The 17,285-nt window shown below is 52.1% G+C and carries 12 protein-coding genes; 7 read left to right on the top strand and 5 right to left on the bottom strand.

Annotation, left to right across the window (positions count from 1 at the left end; all coding sequences use genetic code 11):
* Nucleotides 1-372: 372 nt before the first annotated feature.
* Entirely contained in the window at nt 373-2,739 is a 2,367-nt protein-coding gene (locus AB1L42_RS00795) for an arylsulfatase (RefSeq protein WP_367050139.1), read from the bottom strand.
* Between the two features lie 682 nt (nt 2,740-3,421).
* Here AB1L42_RS00795 and AB1L42_RS00790 point away from each other — a divergent pair.
* Nucleotides 3,422-4,045: a helix-turn-helix transcriptional regulator gene (locus tag AB1L42_RS00790; RefSeq protein ID WP_367050137.1), complete on the top strand. Its 624-nt coding sequence runs from the start codon at nt 3,422-3,424 to the stop codon at nt 4,043-4,045.
* A gap of 129 nt (nt 4,046-4,174) precedes the next feature.
* Here AB1L42_RS00790 and AB1L42_RS00785 read toward each other — a convergent pair whose 3' ends face one another.
* Entirely contained in the window at nt 4,175-5,758 is a 1,584-nt protein-coding gene (locus AB1L42_RS00785) for a DUF1254 domain-containing protein (RefSeq protein ID WP_367051678.1), read from the bottom strand.
* A 407-nt stretch (nt 5,759-6,165) separates the two neighbouring features.
* Between AB1L42_RS00785 and AB1L42_RS00780 the strand changes: the two genes are divergently transcribed.
* Nucleotides 6,166-6,669 carry an ankyrin repeat domain-containing protein gene (locus AB1L42_RS00780; protein ID WP_367050135.1) on the top strand — a complete coding sequence of 168 codons (504 nt, stop codon included), beginning with the start codon at nt 6,166-6,168 and terminating at the stop codon, nt 6,667-6,669.
* Nucleotides 6,670-6,733: 64 nt separating this feature from the next.
* On the opposite strand, the gene cdd is transcribed toward AB1L42_RS00780, so the two are convergent.
* Together cdd and AB1L42_RS00770 are read right to left on the bottom strand one after the other, a co-directional pair.
* Nucleotides 6,734-7,174: a cytidine deaminase gene (cdd, locus tag AB1L42_RS00775; protein WP_367050133.1), complete on the bottom strand. Its 441-nt coding sequence runs from the start codon at nt 7,172-7,174 to the stop codon at nt 6,734-6,736.
* 291 nt (nt 7,175-7,465) lie between these two features.
* Nucleotides 7,466-9,274 carry a M3 family oligoendopeptidase gene (locus AB1L42_RS00770; RefSeq protein ID WP_367050131.1) on the bottom strand — a complete coding sequence of 603 codons (1,809 nt, stop codon included), beginning with the start codon at nt 9,272-9,274 and terminating at the stop codon, nt 7,466-7,468.
* A 301-nt stretch (nt 9,275-9,575) separates the two neighbouring features.
* Between AB1L42_RS00770 and AB1L42_RS00765 the strand changes: the two genes are divergently transcribed.
* From AB1L42_RS00765 to astB, 5 genes are all read left to right on the top strand, one after another.
* Entirely contained in the window at nt 9,576-10,817 is a 1,242-nt protein-coding gene (locus tag AB1L42_RS00765) for a hydrolase (RefSeq protein WP_367050129.1), read from the top strand.
* Nucleotides 10,818-10,864: 47 nt separating this feature from the next.
* Nucleotides 10,865-12,256 carry an aminotransferase class III-fold pyridoxal phosphate-dependent enzyme gene (locus tag AB1L42_RS00760; protein WP_367050127.1) on the top strand — a complete coding sequence of 464 codons (1,392 nt, stop codon included), beginning with the start codon at nt 10,865-10,867 and terminating at the stop codon, nt 12,254-12,256.
* A gap of 278 nt (nt 12,257-12,534) precedes the next feature.
* The gene (locus tag AB1L42_RS00755; protein WP_367050125.1) at nt 12,535-13,599 is read left to right on the top strand and encodes an arginine N-succinyltransferase; all 1,065 of its coding nucleotides are present in this window, start codon (nt 12,535-12,537) and stop codon (nt 13,597-13,599) included.
* A 7-nt stretch (nt 13,600-13,606) separates the two neighbouring features.
* A complete protein-coding gene (gene astD / locus AB1L42_RS00750; RefSeq protein ID WP_367050123.1) occupies nt 13,607-15,073 on the top strand; it encodes a succinylglutamate-semialdehyde dehydrogenase in 1,467 nt (488 codons plus the stop codon).
* Complete coding sequence (astB, locus tag AB1L42_RS00745; protein WP_367050120.1) at nt 15,070-16,404, top strand: N-succinylarginine dihydrolase; 1,335 nt, start codon at nt 15,070-15,072, stop codon at nt 16,402-16,404. Before astD ends, astB begins: the two co-directional genes overlap by 4 nt.
* A 13-nt stretch (nt 16,405-16,417) precedes the next feature.
* Here the strand turns inward: astB and AB1L42_RS00740 are convergent, their stop codons facing one another.
* A complete protein-coding gene (locus tag AB1L42_RS00740) occupies nt 16,418-17,230 on the bottom strand; it encodes a DUF1338 domain-containing protein (protein WP_367050118.1) in 813 nt (270 codons plus the stop codon).
* Nucleotides 17,231-17,285: the final 55 nt, after the last annotated feature.

Genomic DNA, 17,285 nt, shown 5'->3' with positions numbered 1-17,285 from the left:
CATCAATGATCACTTTAGCGATCATTTTTCTTTCGTGAAAGGAAACGAACGTGAAAAACCGTTTCGTCATAAGAAATGGGTTGTGGAGGCTCTGAACCAACCTGAATGTCTGAAATGACCCACGAAATTCGGCAAAACGGGAGCAGTTCGGCAGTGATCTTGAGACGTCGGTTCTGTTGACTCGTTGCATCAAATTCGGAGTTCGTCGAACGAAATGTATTCAACAAAAAATCCCCATCGTTGGGCTGCGAGCAGTTTCAAGACTGATTCGCAGATCAACAATGGGGAGCTTGGAAAACTGGAATTGCTGAACTCAAAAGAAACAGGCGCGGGCATGTTCAAGTATCGCCCGCATCAGAATGAGAACGCGATCTAGTTGAGATCGACTGTGACCGACTTGAGCTGACCAGTGAACTTGAACGGCATGTCGTAACCATCCATGACTGGTGTGCCTGTGTCGAAACCGACATCAAAGGTCTCATCCAGCGTCACACGATTTGGAATACTCTTCTCGACGCGGCCTTCACCGACTTTTTTATCATCAACAAAGAGGGATAATGTCGCACCTGCGAATGGTTTGTTCTCATCGGTGATGTAGACAGCTTTCAACGTCACTTCGCCGGTCGGAATTCGATCGTCCGATTCGATTGTGAAACGCTCGACTCCAGCTAGGTTGTAGTGATAGATCAAGCGACCATCTCTCACCATGAGTCCGTATCCCGCAAATCTTCCTCCCTGCGTCAGCAGCATTCCTTCTCCGCCTGTTTCCGGGAGCGTGACCTTAGCAGTAATCGTGTGACTGCGGTGCTTGAGATCCGGAGCAGCTCCTTCGGGGAGTCGGAGGAGATTCGGATAAGTAAAGGTTTCCCGACCGGCAGTGAGACTTGGGCGATTGGCAACGTCCAGACGCTGAGTCTTGCGGTCATCAAGTGGGAGGACCTGATATCGCGCAGCTTCGGAGAAGAAGAGTTTGACGAGCTCAGCCAGTTTCTCGGGTTGCTCGCTGGCGAGATTGTTCGCCTGACTGAAGTCTTCTTCGACGTGATAGAGTTCCCAGTCCATATTCAGCAGATCGCGAGCAGGTGACTCGCTGTCCCAAGGGATTCCGCAGAGTGCACTCGCCATCCAGCCATCATGGTAGATCCCCTGATTGCCGAGCATCTCAAAGTACTGCGTCGTTCGCCGATCTTCGGCGTTGGCATTATCGAAGGTGTAAACCATGCTGACGCCTTCAATTGGCTTTTGGGCGACCCCGTTAAATTCTGCGGGAATTTGCACACCAACGACTTCTAGAATTGTGGGGGCAATGTCAATCACGTGATGAAATTGATCGCGAACTTCCCCGCGAGCTTTAATGCCCTTTGGCCAAGAGATCGCGAGACCGTTTCGCGTGCCCCCGAAATGGCTGGCGATTTGTTTGGTCCATTGAAACGGAGTGTCCATGGCCCACGCCCAAGCTGCCGGAAAATGGTTGTAATTACGATCCGTTCCGAGCGTGTCGATCGCTGCGAGTTTCGTGTCGAGCGGTTCTGGAATGGCGTTGAAGAATGTCATCTCGTTCAGAAGACCACTCAATCCTCCCTCTGCACTCGACCCGTTGTCGCCAGCCATGTAGATGACGAGCGTGTTGTCGAGTTCCCCAAGTTCTTCGATCGCATTCACGACTCGGCCAACTTCATGGTCGGTATGCGCAGTGAAACCAGCGAAGACTTCCATCATTCGTGCGTAAACCCGTTTTTCATCGTCCGGTAGTGAGTCCCATGCGGGCAGTGAATCGGGGCGAGGAGTCAGTTTTGCATCTTCTGGGACGACACCGAGCTTCTTCTGTCGAGTGATTGTCTTTTCGCGGTAAGCATCCCATCCATCGTCAAATTGGCCATCGAATTTATCAATCCATTCCTTCGGAACTTGATGAGGGGCATGCGTTGCACCCGTTGCGAAGTACACAAAAAACGGACGTTGAGGAGCGACTGCTTGCGAAGCACGAATCATGCGGATGGCGTGATCGGCGATGTCTGTGGTGAAGTGATACGGTGAGCCATCCTCGTTTGTTTCCGGTGGTTCCAGTCGTCTACGATTTTCGACAAGAGCCGGATGAAACTGATCGGTGTCCCCTCCAACGAATCCGTAGAAGTAATCGAAACCGAGACCGTCGGCCCATCGGTCAAATGGGCCAACGATGCTTGTTTCCCAGTCTGGGACATTGTGGTTCTTCCCAAACCATGCATTGGCGTAACCGTATTCGCGGAGGATTTCGGCCATCGTCGCTGCCGATGCGGGGATGATTCCGGTGTATCCCGGGAAACCCGTCCCAGCTTCCCCGATCACACCGCTGGCCACCGAGTGGTGATTTCGGCCGGTCAATAGGGCTGCTCTGGTCGGGCTGCAGAGGGCAGTTGTGTGAAACCGAGTGTACTTCAAACCGTTCTCGGCAATCCGATCCAATGTCGGTGTCGGGATTCCTCCCCCAAAGGTTCCAAACTGTCCGTACCCTGCATCGTCGACGAGGACGAGCAAGATGTTTGGCGGGACCTCAAGTCCGAACGTGGCAGGAATTTTCAACTGAGGTTTGACAGCTTCGGAGTCTTTATACGTCAGTCCAATCTTTCCCTGAAAAGACTCTTCCGGCCGCGGAAGCAATTCCTGAGCATCGCAACTATGAATGTGAGTGAAATGTAAGCTGGCGACTAGCAAGGCGGTCGTCAGGTAGTAGACATACCGTCGCGGATTTGGGGACATGACTTTCCCTTGTGAGAGGTCTCGGGTTTTCATTGTGAGAAAGGACGCAACGAAGAGGCGGATTCGCCTCAAACTGAAAGGAAATTGTGAAGTGCTTTCCAGGCTGCGAAGATGTGGACAACACTCGTTTTAGTTTGCGTCGATCTTGTGACCGATTCAAGTGGACCGACGTTTTCAATCGAGAAATTCGATCCGTACAGAATCACTCAGTTTTCAATCGGTGAAGAATCCGAGTACCCACCAAGGAAGCAATGGTGTGAGAGAGGTGGTGCGACCGGCCGAGGCCAGGACCTGAGATGCGAGCGTTCGAAGAAAGCGAGTTGATAGAAAAACAGCCCGTCGGAAAAAGCTGGCCCACATCTTTGGAACTGAATGAGCCCGGCCCGGATATCTCACGCAATTCCCAGTGCTCTGCCTTTCCGACGAGGCTGTTCCTTGATTCGACGACTTGCAAGTAATGTGTAAGCTTATTTTGAAACTCAAGTTAAGAAACAAGAGTCCTCTGGCTCACAAATGTAGCCGATTTCTGAAGCCTGAACACGAACGACACGCGCACGTTCGCCTTGCGTGGACGTTTTGTGTTCAGTAACTTCTCGATGATCGGTCGAATCAGTTTTTGTGGGTAAGTTGAATGACGTGGGCAGCTGACGAAATCAAGAGTTCTTACTGTTGTAACCGGCGAGTGCTAAAGCACTTCCGTGAACGACTTGGATGGACGCAGGCGGAACTGGCGAAGAAAGCGGGCTACAGCGAACGGCTTGTCAGTAAAGCTGAGTCGGGAAAAGCAATTTCTAAAAAAACGATCGAGCATCTTGCCGAAGCGGTCAGTACTCCGACAAACGTTGTTTTTCCCGAAGACCTGATTTCCGATCCTGTCCAGATCGCGCGAAAATACATCGAAGGACTGTATGTCCATCAGGCGGATGGGTTTCGTCACTTTCGCCCCTATCTCGATGAAGACGTCGAATTCTACATTGCAGGAGACCCGCAGACCGTTCCCTTCGCTGGTCGATACAAAGGCCTTGAGCAAATCCAGGCACTCTTCAAGCAGTTCTTTTCATTTATCGAATCGCCTCCGAATCACGATTATGAGCCTCATTACAAATTCATCGGTCAGGGGAACGAGGTGATTGTTTGGGGCCAAAGCTGGCTGCACCCGATCGGACGACCACTCACCGAACCGATGGAACTCACCCAACTCATGAAGTTTCGTCGGGGTAAGCTCTACCATTTTGAAGATCGTTACGACACCAGCCTCGCTGAGAAACTCTTGAACGATCAAGCTCACGACTCGTTCGATGACTGAGGACTTTACTGTCGTTCGAATGCGGTCGATGAAGTCTTGGCGATTGAATGCATTCAAAAACGAAGCCCACTTCACAGAAGAAATGGGCTTCGGGATCAGTTTTCTGGATAGCACTGCTGTTGCTAAGGACTACTCAACAACTTCGATCTCGCTCGGCTGCCATGACTTGTCAAAGAATGACTCGAGTGGGCTGTAAAGCCGAAGAATCGTGAACCAACCTTTTCCGGGCATCGTTTGAATCCAGTTGCCGCGCTGGACTCCCTGTGGTTGTTCAGGACCAAAGTACACAGTGGTCGTTCCATTAGGATTCTCGACAGCGGCAGGAGAGGGGTAGTTCTGGCTTCCGGCTCGTGGGTAATGCTGCGGAGTCCGAAGCATCGAACGGGTCTGATTGTCGTAAAGCGTGAATGACCAGAACGCTGCTGCGGGAATGTTGGCAGGGAGAGTCACCTTGTAGGTTTTGCCTCCATCGAACGGGGTTCCCTCTGGATCCAGAAAGCACATCAGGTATTGCGAACCGACTCTGGGAATTCGCATGATCATTCCGGGAGAGTCGAGTGTGTATGCGTAGTAAAACGCGGTCCGCGAATCGAGAGTTCTGGCTCCAGTTGCGGGGAGTGGTTCGAACATTCCTGATTTCGTAAACATCGGAGGTGGGGTTTCGAAAAATGCTCCTCCTTCGAAGAGCATGTTGCCCCATTGGGAATTGGGATAATACGCCCAATCTGGATGAGAAACGGCAAACCGCCAGTTCAAACTGCGTCCCGTCGCAGTTCCCAAGGCTGCTGCTTCGGTCAGAATCGACTTCAAGCGATCGTCGGGTTTGAATTCCTGACCCTTAACGATTCCAATTGCTGCGAGCTGCCCGGACAATTCAACGTCATAGCTTGTGGCTGGTTCGTTCTGCACGTTCTCATTGATGAGTTCGAAAAAGCCGTAGTCACTGGGTGGAATTGTATTGAAGGCCTTTCCGGTCGCTTCGACGAAACGCGTTTCCGGCACAGGCGGGTTTTGTCCCAATTTGACTTCCCCTTCGAGAGCTTGTGCGATGCTTGTTCCGAAACCTCCTGGAGTGTACGGATAGATTTTGAGGTTCTTCTTGATGTTGTCGACGGCCGGTTTGGGATCATCCTTAACGAGGAAAGAGCGGGCGGCGTAGAGGACTCGAAGAGTTTTTGAGTGGGCGACGAAGTATCCTCCTTCGGGCAAGGGCCCATCATATCCCGGCGGAACAAGCAGATACTTCCCACCCATGCCTCGGTCCGGTCCGGGGCGGCCGATGTCGATGATCCATGAGAACCACATATCATTGATCGTTCCCAACCCCAAAGGAGGCTGTTCAATGACCATCGGTCCTTTGCTCAAATCGACTGCAGACAGGTAATAGACCGTGTCGGCGTTGGCTGTCAGAAAGAGCGAGTGCGAATCCATGAGCTCGGAAAAGATGACAACGTCGTTGTCGTTGACTCCGATGCTCTGGAAGCCTTTGCGAATCGCAAGGGCTGAAGCGCCGCGAAAACTGTTGTTGTAAACGTTCAATGCTCGGGCGAGGTCGAGAGTGTCTTGCACCGTCTCAGCTGTCTCGACAGTCGGAACGCCATCTTCAAATTCCAGCGTCCCCATGCGTGTTTCCAGGCGATCGGGAGTCTTGAGAAACGATGGAATGTCTGAGTCAGACTGCCCCCAACTCACACTCGAAAATCCAATTGCCATCGGCAATACGAAGAGAAGTCTCAGCACCTTCAATCGCAGCATGACTCAACCTTTCCAAAGACAATCCCACGGCGCACACATCACGTTGACATGACTTGGAAATCACAACCGGCAGAACGGAATTTCTTCTCGGGAAACCCAAGACATGAACGCATTTGGAGAAGCGTTTCAGCTCACGTGATCACGGAGCTTCGACATTTGAGATCATGGCGTTTCCAATTCGATCCCGCAATCAGGTCGTGGCATCTTCCGATTGAATTCACATTCACCGCGACGATATTCTGAAGAAGATGGGTTCTCGGAATCCTCGGATTGGTTTCTCCTTTCGACGGTCAAGAAACTGTCGCGAGAATGAGTTTCTCAGGAGAACGGCGTCGCAAATAATTGCCCATGTGGATAATGAGCAGATGAATGACATTCAGCAGGCTGCCTTCGAACTTCGGTTTTCCGAACTCCAGAAAAAACTGAGCGAAGAAACCTCGTTGGACGGGACTCTGTTAGCAGCCTGTTCGGCACATGACCCAGATGCAGACGTCCAAGTTGACGTGATTCGCTATCTCATTCGCTGTGGAGTTTCGGCCAATGAGGTTGACAAGAATGGGGTGACTCCCCTGCACCGTGCTGTTCGGTTTCGAAATCTGGCTGCAGCGCAGGAGTTGATCGCGCAAGGAGCGAATGTGAACGCGGTCGACAAGAAATCTCATTCGACTCCGTTACATCGAGCAGTCACGAACACCGGTGCTCCGTCGACAGCTGGGAAGTCTGACGTCGCCATCGAGATCGTCAAGTTGCTCTTGGCCAGTGGTGCTGACACTAAAATTCAGAACAAAAACGGGAAGACACCAATTGAGTACGTTCGCAACGAAAAGATGAAAGAACTCTTCGAGACCGTGAAGAGTTCTTCAAAGTGATGGGTGGCTGAAGCATCGTGCCGCTCGTCGATTCGAACGAGCAACGAATCAGTTTTCGGAATCTTTAATCGGGAGCAGCAAAGTACCCGCCGTCGAAGGGCTGAGGCATTAAATCGAGCATGTTGTACTTTGCTCGGATTCCATGAAGATCTGCGAGCAGAATTTCACTGTTACCGGTGAATTCCCAGAGAATCTGTCGGCACGCACCACACGGCGGAGTGGGCGAGTCGGTGTCCGCGACAACGAGGACACGTCGGAATTTGCGGTGCCCTTCTGAGAGTGCTTTCCAGACAGCGACCCGTTCAGCACAGACCGTCAGTCCAAAAGTGGCATTCTCGATATTGCACCCCGAAAAGATTTCGCCCGTCACTGATTCGACCGCTGCTCCAACCTGAAAACCTGAGTACGTCGACACAGCATTCAGTCGAGCATCTCGCGCTGCTTTGAAGAGGTCGGTGAATTCGCCGCTTGGATCGAGATTAGTTTTGGAAATTTTGCTTCCCATTATGTTTTCCCTTTCGGGATTTGTTAAAGCAGGACATTCATTGTTTCTCTCAATTGGCTGCACCCGCAAACGAAGTATTGTGTTGTACAACCGCCCTTCTCTAGAGATTAACGGCATCGCGTCAGAACCGGATGAAAACTTCGGTTCGGAATCTCAGGAGCAATTTGAGGTCGCGAGCCGATGGCTCATCCCGGAAACGAAAAAACGCAAGATCATCGCGGCGAATGCGATGATCTTGCGTTCTGAACGGAACTCAGTCGGCTCTCAAATGAAGCATGACTGAGGCTGGTGTCAGATCATGTCTTCGCTGACAGCCAGGAACTCTTCGACGCGTGCGTCGACAATATCGATACTCTTGTTCCAGAATTCCGGCTGAGTCAGGTCGTACCCGAGAGTCGATTCGACAGCTTCTTCTGCGTTGGAATTCCCTGTAGCGATCAAGAGTTCCCGGTATTTCATCGGGAAATCGTCCCCGAATTCATCGGCGGTGGAATACACACCCAGCGAGAGAAGATAGCCGAAGGTGTACGGGAAGTTGTAGAACGGCCAGCCGGTAATGTAGAAGTGCAACTTCGAAATCCAGAACGCTTCCGACCAGTCTTCGAAGGCGTCGCAATATGCTTCCTTCTGAGCTTCATACATCAACTCGGTCAGTCGATCGGCGGAAAGTTCTCCGTCCTCTCGCTCGCGATGGAAGTGGTCTTCGAACAGGAAGCGAGCATGAATGTTCATCATGAAGGCCATCGAATCGCTGAGCATGTTGTTCAGAATGCCCAGCTTTTCCGCTGGTTTGTTGGCTTCGGCAAGTCGTTGATCCCCAAGGACAGCTTCGGCAAATGTCGAGGCTGTTTCTGCGAGATTCATGGGATAGTCCTGCAGTAAATACGGTTGGCTGCGCAACACGTGAGAGTGATAGGCGTGACCGAGCTCGTGGGCGAGCGTCGACATATCGTCCGGGCTGCCCTTGTAGGTCATGAAGATTCGCGACTGCTTCTTGGTTGGCAGTCCAGTGCAGAAGCCACCCTGGCGCTTTCCTTCGCGGTCTTCGACTTCCACCCAGCGTTCGGTCAGTGCTTTCTCCGCGAACTCTCCGAGGTGATCGCTGAAGCCGTGAAACGTCTTGATCACGGTTTGGCAGGCATCATCGTAAGAAAGTGAGTTTCCGCCCGAAGTTGAAGCTTGCGGAATCGGAGCCATTTGGTCGTACCAAGACATCCGCTCGATGCCAAGAAGTTCCGCTTTGCGTTTGAAATACTTGAGCAGTGAACCTTTTCGCTCGCTGATGACGCTCCACATTGTTTCGAGCGTTTCTCGCTTCATGCGGTTGAGGCGAAGCGGGACGGAAAGGTGGTCTTCAAGGCCGAGACGTTTGTATTTGACGAGTCGAGTGCCGGCGATGTGATTCAACGCATCAGCGCAATCATCGGCTTTCGTTTTCCAGGCTTTCTCAAGAGCGCAAAAGTTGTTCTGACGGACTGCTCTGTCAGGCAGATCGACACGCACTTGTCCGGGAGACTTTTTGACGATCTCGCCCTTCTCCATCAGACTGACACGCAAATCACCCGAAATTCGGTCGTACATCCGCCCCCAGGCGTGAATTCCATCGACGCTCAATTCAGAAAAGAGCATCTCCTGATCTTTAGGAAGGCGAAGTTGCGCATTCGAGCGGCATTCTTCGAGGAAGAATCGAATCTCGGTCAGATACGGAGCTGCATTGGCGAAGGCATCGAGTTCCTCGTCGGTGAGATTGCGAAACGCCCCTTCGACATTGGTGAAGACCTGATTCGAAAGCGGACCCAGTGCAGCGAGCGCTGCTTCGATTTGTTGGAACTGTTTGTTCCCGGCTTCGGCGGCGGCATGACATCCAATGAAAGCATGGAGGTCGCTGGCTCGAGAATAAACATCGGAGATTCTTGTGAAGAATTCGCTCCACTCGGACGCCGATGCAGGTTCGACTGCTGGCAGGTTTTCTGAATCAGCAGCAAGCTGTTTGAGATCGGCTTTGTATTCGTCGAGGACCGACTTGAATTCATCCGAGGAAGGATGCGGGTAGAGTGAGTCCAGGTCCCATGTCAGTGCGAACTGCGCTGCGGTGCTCATAGTCAATCCGTTTGTTGTGCTTGATTCGAAGTGAATTGTCGATACGCACAAATGTAGTGGTCGACACAGAAGCGCGGCAACTGGTTCGGCACCTGATCGTCAGACTTCATCGACTTCTCTCCGCTCGATGGAACTTTTGTTTGAAATCAGGCAGACTTGTGGCACGTAACGTATCAGTTTTCGTTGTTTCAAAATGCAACAAGACGTCCCGGATTTTCAGTTCGTCGGTGGTGCGTTCTGACTGCCGAATTTCAAAACCTCCGTCCACTCCGCAACACCGGACATCATCAAATCAAAGAGAATGATGGACCCTCTGGCCTCTGCAAAAAGTTGGATCGAAACTCAACGAGACCGTATGATCGGGCTCGTCGAACGCTGGGCAGTTGTCAATTCCGGGACGATGAATTCATCCGGAGTTGGAACAGTCGCTCATCTCATGCAGCATGAGTTCGCCGAATTGGGAGTCACTCCTGAATTGATTCCCGTTGATCCCGTCGAAGAACTCAACAATCGAGGAGAAGTGGTCGCTCATGCGCTAGGCCCGGCACTATCGGTCCGTTGTCGACCACACGCACCGCGTCGAGTCTTGCTTGTGATCCATATGGATACGGTCTACGGAATCGACTCTTCATTCCAGACTGTCAGACGCGACGATGACCATCTCTACGGACCGGGTGTTGCCGACGCGAAAGGTGGTGTCGCGGTGATGCTGACTGCCCTTCAGGCACTGGAGCGGCATGTGAAAGCGACGGGCAACACTGAACTCGGTTGGGAAGTCCTTCTGAATCCCGACGAAGAAATTGGCTCCCCGGGATCAGCACGGTTATTGGAAGAGTCCGCCAGGCGCAACCATGTCGGGCTGCTGTTTGAGCCTGCACTTCCGGATGGAAGCCTTGCTCATCACCGCAAAGGTTCGGCAAATTTTCATATTCGGTGCGTCGGAGTATCCGCTCATGCTGGCCGGCACTTTGAAGAGGGAAGAAATGCCATCGCTGCGGCAGCTTTCCTTGCTTCGGGAATTCACCAACTGAATGGAAACTGGGAAGGAACGACGCTGAACATCGCTCGCATCGATGGAGGGGGACCATTGAACATGGTTCCACGGATGGCGGTCCTCCGTCTCAATGTGCGCTATTCTCAATCAGAGAATGAATGTGAAATTGCATCCGCGATTGATGAGCTTCAGCGAAGTGCTTCTCAGCAGTTTGGAGTCGATGTCGAACGATTCGGCGAGTTCAACACTCCTCCCAAAACGATCGACGAGCGTGGGCAGTTCCTCTTCGATCAAATTCGCGAGACTGCAAAAAATCTGGAAATTGATTTGAACTGGCGGTCGACCGGAGGTGTCTGCGATGGAAATCGACTTGCTGGCTGGGGAGTTCCCAACGTCGACACGCTCGGCGTTTGTGGAGTTGGAATTCACAGCCCGGACGAATTCATGATTTTAGACAGCCTCACGGAGCGAGCCACACTCACTGCCCACACCCTCATCAATTGGACATTCAGGTCAGACCTTTGGCCTGGCCCCACTCTGCCGAGTTGAACACAACACCGAAGACGCAGCTCACTGCATATTAGAAAGCGACTCAAATGCCTGATCCGACAACCCAAGCGGCCGCGTGTTTTCACGATGAGCGAATTCTGAAGGCTCGACAATTAATTCGAGAAGCGATTTCGGAACACCGTCAGAAAATTACTGCGCCTTCGCCACCGGTTGACGAGAACAAGCTTGAGTACGAAGTGATGCTGAAACACTTCGGGCATTTGCGAGGAGGTGCGTTGTACTATCCGTTCCTGGGAAGCGGTTTCGGGAATGGGGCGCTGGTTGAGCTTGCTGACGGAAGCGTCAAGTTTGACATGATCACCGGAATCGGTGTGCATGTTGCCGGGCATTCGAATCCCGAATTGATCGACATGCTTGTACAGGCAGCCATCTCCGATTCTGTGATGCAGGGAAACCTTCAACAGAATTTGGAGTCTCTCAAGTTGTGTAACGAGATTGTCGGCGTCGCGCGAGAGAGCGGTTCGAGAATTCGCCACTGTTTTTTGTCGACGAGTGGAGCCACTGCCAATGAGAACGCGTTGAAGATGATGTTTCAGGCGAAGTTCCCGGCAGATCGAATTCTGACTTTCGAAAACTGTTTCGCCGGTCGAACCATGGCGCTCGCGCAACTGACCGACCGTCCCAAGAACCGTGATGGACTCCCCCAGAACATCAACGTCGATTACATCCCGTTCTATGATGAGAATGATCCATCGGGCAGCACTGAACGTTCACTCGCGGAACTGAAACTACTGCTTGCTCGCTACCCAGGTCGACACGCCGGAATGTGTCTGGAATTGATTCAGGGAGAAGGTGGTTATTACTCCGCTCCGCGCGAATTCTTCCTGACGCTGATCGATCATCTTCGCGATCACGATGTCCCGATTTTCTTTGATGAAGTTCAGACGTTTGGTCGAACGTCGAGACTCTTTGCGTTTCAGCATCTCGAACTTGATGAATATGCCGACGTTGTTTCGATTGGGAAGATGAGTCAAGTCTGCGCCACGTTATTCACTGAAGACTTCAAACCGCGACCGGGACTCGTCAGTCAGACATTCACCGGAGCGACATCATCGATCTACGCAGCTCGTTACATCATCAACGAATTTCGCGAGAAGAACTATCTCGGCTCCGATGGCCGAACGATGCAAATTCACGATCTCTTTGCCAAGCATCTCAACAAGCTGCATTCCAAACATCGCAAGTGGATCAATGGTCCTTGGGGATGCGGAGGGATGATCGCTTTCTCTGTCTTTGATGGCAGTCCTGAACGAACGAAGGAATTTCTGGACAAACTCTTTCAGGCTGGAGTCATCGCATTTCCTGCCGGTCAGCAACCGACCCGCGTGCGAATGCTTCCGCCGCTATTAACCATTACCGATGAGCAGATTCAACAAGTCTGTGAAATCATTGGAGATGTGCTCACCGAGATGGGGTGATTTCGGAAGTTCACTTTGCCCCTTGCGGGCTGCTTGCGTTCGAGCGACAGAAATCGTCTCAAGCAAACAGTCTCTGTATGAATGATGAAAATTCGGGATGCTGTCTTCAGTCAAGTCGGCATTTTGGGAATTTTTGGCCCCGAATTGGGCTGCGAAATTTCCGAGATCTTTGGGCTGGGGCGTGCGTAGAAAGTTGGGGAGTCTGTTTCGTTGTGGAGAACTCTCTTGCACTCGTTGCAGCTTGAAATCGAATGCGTCGTTAAAAGCGGAGGGGAATTATGTTTGTCATCCGTCCCGTCGAACTCGACGATCTCGATGATCTGGCAGCCCTGGCAGATCTGACCTCGTTCGGACTGACGACACTCCCTCGGGATCAGGCACTCCTCGAAAAACGAGTCCGTGAATCTGTTCAGTCGTTTGCGAATATTCCCTCGGGAACTCCGCGTGGGCAATCATATCTTCTCGTCCTTGAAGACACTTCGAACTCCAAGGTGATTGGAACATCGGGGATTCTGTCGAAAGTCGGCGGGTTCGAGCCGTTTTATGCTTATCGCATCGAAACGAGTATTCACGAATCGACGATGCTTCAGATTCGGAAGGAAGTTCCCGTACTGCATCTGGTTGCGGAGCACGATGGCCCGTGTGAAATCGGTAGCTTGTTTCTCCATCCAGACTATCGGCACGGCGGGAATGGGCGACTACTCTCGCTCTCTAGATTTCTCATGATTGCGCAGTTTCCTCACTTGTTCGATGCACAGGTGATCGCCGAAATGCGCGGTGTCATTAACGATCAGGGACAAAGTCCGTTCTGGGATGCCATTGGGAAACACTTCTTCGATCTGGACTTCCCCAAAGCTGACTATCTGAGCATCGTGAACAAAGAGTTCATCGGTGACCTGATGCCGGTCCATCCGATCTACATCACTCTTCTTCCGCAAGAGGCTCAAGCTGTCATTGGTGAAGTTCACGAGAACACCGTCCCAGCCCGCAAGCTGTTGGAGTCGGAAGGGTTTCGGTTCAATCAAATGATCGACATTTTTGAAGCGGGGCCAATTCTTGAAGCGAATGTGGAAACGATCCGAGCTGTCCGTGATAGTCGAGGTGCTTGCGTGATTGACCTCGTTGATAGCATCGAGGGCGGAGAACAGCGGATCGTCAGTAATTCATCGCAAGATTTTCGAGCGACGATGGCTTCAATCGAGACCAACCCGGAAGGAGTGATTCTCGAACGGACGACAGCAGAAACGCTGCAGATCGAAGTTGGAAGCATCGTACGACACGTCGCTCCCAAGGGTGCTTTGAGCCAACCGTGGAACTTGCGTGACTCCAATTCGGGAAGGTGAATCGACGATGACTCATGAGGGAAAGAACTGGATTGACGGACGCTGGACCGCTGGATCGGGAGAGAGTTTTTCATCTGTAAATCCAGCAACCGGCGAAGTGCTTTGGAGCGGTTATCAGTCAACCACAGTGGATGTCGATTCCGCAATGCAGGCAGCTAAGAACGCTTCAGAAAAATGGGCAAAGACACCACTCGAAAAACGGATCGAGATTCTTGATGCCTTCCAGTCGCAGCTGGAACAGAACAAGGATTCACTTTCGCGGGCGATCAGCGAAGAAGTTGGTAAACCTTACTGGGAGTCGCAGACTGAAGTTCAGGCGATGATCGCGAAGATCCCGACGACCATCGACGCGTTGAATGAGCGGCGAAGCCCGATTGAATTGCCGCAAAAATTTGGTTCCGCGAAAACGTGGTATATGCCTCACGGCGTGATGGCTGTTTTTGGCCCGTTCAATTTTCCCGGACACATCAGCAACGGACACATCGTCCCGGCACTGCTCGCGGGGAATACCGTCGTTTTCAAACCGAGCGAATTAACACCCCTTGTTGCGCAAAAGACGTTTGAACTCTGGGAAGCTGCCGGCCTTCCACCGGGAGTACTGAATCTTGTGCAGGGTGCCAAAGAGACCGGTATCGCCATCGTCGATCATCCGAAGATCGATGGCGTTCTCTTCACGGGAAGTGTGCCTGCTGGAATCGCAATTTCGAAGGCACTTGCAGCTCGTCCGGAGGTGCTGCTGGCACTCGAACTCGGTGGAAACAATGCTCTAATCATTGATCGAGTCGATGACATTGATGCTGCTGTCTACACGGTCATCCAATCGGCTTTCATCACTTCTGGACAGCGATGTACTTGTGCACGTCGCCTGATTCTTCCTGAAGGAAATCAGGATGTACTTAAGAGATTGATCGAGGTTGTTCCAACTTTGAGCGTTGGATCACCCGGAGGGGAACCGGAACCGTTTATGGGGCCGCTCGTCTCTTCTTCCTCTGTCGATCGAGTGCTTCAGCAGCAAAATCATTTGAGCTCACTCGGCGGGAAAATCTTGGTTGAAGCACGTCGACTCTCTGACGGACCGGCATTCATTTCGCCGGGGGTGATCGACGTCACCGACATCGCCGAACGTCCCGATGAAGAGATCTTCGGCCCATTGCTGCAAGTGGTTCAAACGAAATCGTTTGATGACGCAATTGTCGAGGCTAATCGAACTCATTTTGGACTGGTCGCGGGACTGATCTCCGAAGATGAGTCCCGGTTTGAAGTGTTCCAGCGGAGAATCCGGGCTGGGCTTGTGAACTGGAACCGGCCGACAACCGGAGCGAGTGGTCGACTTCCATTCGGTGGAGTTGGGCTGAGCGGCAATCACCGGCCTGCGGGGTTCTTCATGGTTGATTCCTGCAACATCCCGGTTGCGTCTCTTTCCGCTCCAAATCTTGAACTTCCCGATCAACTTTTGCCTGGAGTCCAATTGTGAATGAGTCAGCCGCAGCGGTCGAATTGAATCTCGACGGGCTCGTGGGACCCACTCATCATTATGGGGGACTTGCTCCGGGAAATATCGCTTCGCAGAGTCACCGATATCAGGTTTCCTATCCGAAGCAAGCTGCGCTGGAAGGCCTCCGCAAGATGAAGCGGCTTGCGGCACTTTCCATTCCTCAAGGTGTGTTGCCTCCGCACTTTCGCCCTGATATCGACGCTTTAAGAGCGTTCGGACTGGAAGGGACGGATGAAGACGTCCTTGCTCAATCACTGTCGGAGCATCCCGATCGTCTTTCGATTGTTTCCAGCGCATCGGCGATGTGGACTGCAAACGCAGCGACGGTTTCTCCGAGTGCCGACACCCAGGACGGTCGCGTTCACTTCACACCCGCGAATCTGCAAAGCACTCCGCATCGACGACTGGAGACCGAATTCACGACCGCTGTCTTCAGGAGAATATTTGACGACTCAAAACACTTCGTGATCCACGATCCACTCCCGGCGACGGATAAGTTCTCGGATGAAGGGGCTGCCAATCAGATGCGAATGGTGAGCGCGTACGGACAGCCCGGTCTCGAAGTGTTTGTCTATGGTCGCAGCCCAGGATCACAGCTTCCGAAGAAGTTTCCTGCAAGGCAGACACGAGCAGCCTGTGATGCGATCGCACATAACCACCTCCTCAATCCGGATCGGGTGAGTGTGGTGCAGCAGACACCTCGTGCGATTGACGCTGGAGTCTTTCATAATGATGTCATCGCAGTTGCGAATGAAAACCTGCTGCTGTGCCACTCGGCAGCCTTCGTCGACCAGCCCAGGCTCATCGATCAGTGGAAATCACATCTGCCGAGCTTGCGAGTCGTCCAGGTGTCGGAAGATCAACTTTCGCTTGAGGAGACTGTTCGGAGCTATCTCTTCAATAGTCAAATCGTGTCGCTGAAAACGGGGGAGATGTTACTTCTCTGTCCCGAAGAGTGTCGGCAATCTTCAGCGGTCATGAGGGTGTTGGAAGAACTTCAGCAGGACTCGGATTTGAAATTGCGGATCGAATTCGTTGACCTCCGCCAAAGCATGCAAAATGGAGGCGGTCCAGCGTGTCTTCGATTGCGTGTGGTTCTAACCGAACGAGAATTGCAGGCAATGAGTTCGTCAATTCTTCTAACTCCTGAGTTGGCAGCGACACTTGAAGAGTGGGTGAATCGGCACTATCGAGACGAGCTGACTCTCCCGGATCTCGCAGACATCAGACTGGTTGAAGAAGTGAAGGTTGCGCTCGATGAGCTGACGGAAATTCTCGACCTGGGACAGATCTATTTATTTCAGAAATAGAGTTCTCAGCGTGTCATGAGTCTGCTGAGTTTCTGCGGTCTGTGCTTTGAAAGATCTTGTCCGCACTCTTAGCGACAAAACCGCTGAAGAGAGTTCCGTCGGCGGTTGGATACCGTTTCGCGAACTCATAGTAACAGCCCGGAATCCGAAGTGGTCCGTCGGCGAAGTTGACATCGATCATCGAGGCGAGAGTTGATGACTGTTCGAGGAAATCGGCAGGCGAACCTTTGATTTCGCCTCCCTCTGAGTTCAGTTCGAACCCCTGCTCTTTCAAGAGAGTGTTCAGTTCTTCAAGGCTGCCAATGTGCTCAAGTGCATTCACAAACACAGTGAAGTGGTTCGCACAGTACCCGTATGCGGAGAGCCAACCGGCGTACTCGCTCTCTTCTGAAAGCGTTGTGTACTGCTCGCTGGTGACTGTCCAAGGCCGTCCGAGTAGACAAAGTTCCGGTGACTTCGAGATCAATTCTTCACCCTCAGACAGCAACCCTTTCACAGTACTTTGAAGCTGTGAAGACATCTCTTCGAGAAGTAATTCGCTGATGAAGACCTTCGGGCGATCCGGAAGCGGGTGTTCATAGTGACGGGCGAAAAGCTTCTTCTGCGGAAACTGGTACTCCCCTCTCGCTGTGTATCCACCATCCACAAAGGGTTTAGCCAGAACGTCGATCGACACGCGAGGGTCGTTGACCGTTCGAAAAGCGACATGGTCGTTCACAATTCGTTCGCCACGCTTTGTGAGCATCTCAACAATTGCACTGGCTTGCGGATTCATTTCGCAGAAGTTGATCCAGAGTTTGTCGAACAATCGATCGATCGGATCCATGAGAGTTACCTTTTATGTTCGGCGATGTTTCAACTCGGTGTGTGAACGAAGTTCG

It is taken from the genome of Thalassoglobus sp. JC818 (genome assembly GCF_040717535.1).
Taxonomy (GTDB): Bacteria; Planctomycetota; Planctomycetia; order Planctomycetales; family Planctomycetaceae; genus Thalassoglobus.
This window is presented reverse-complemented; position numbering and strand designations above follow the sequence as displayed.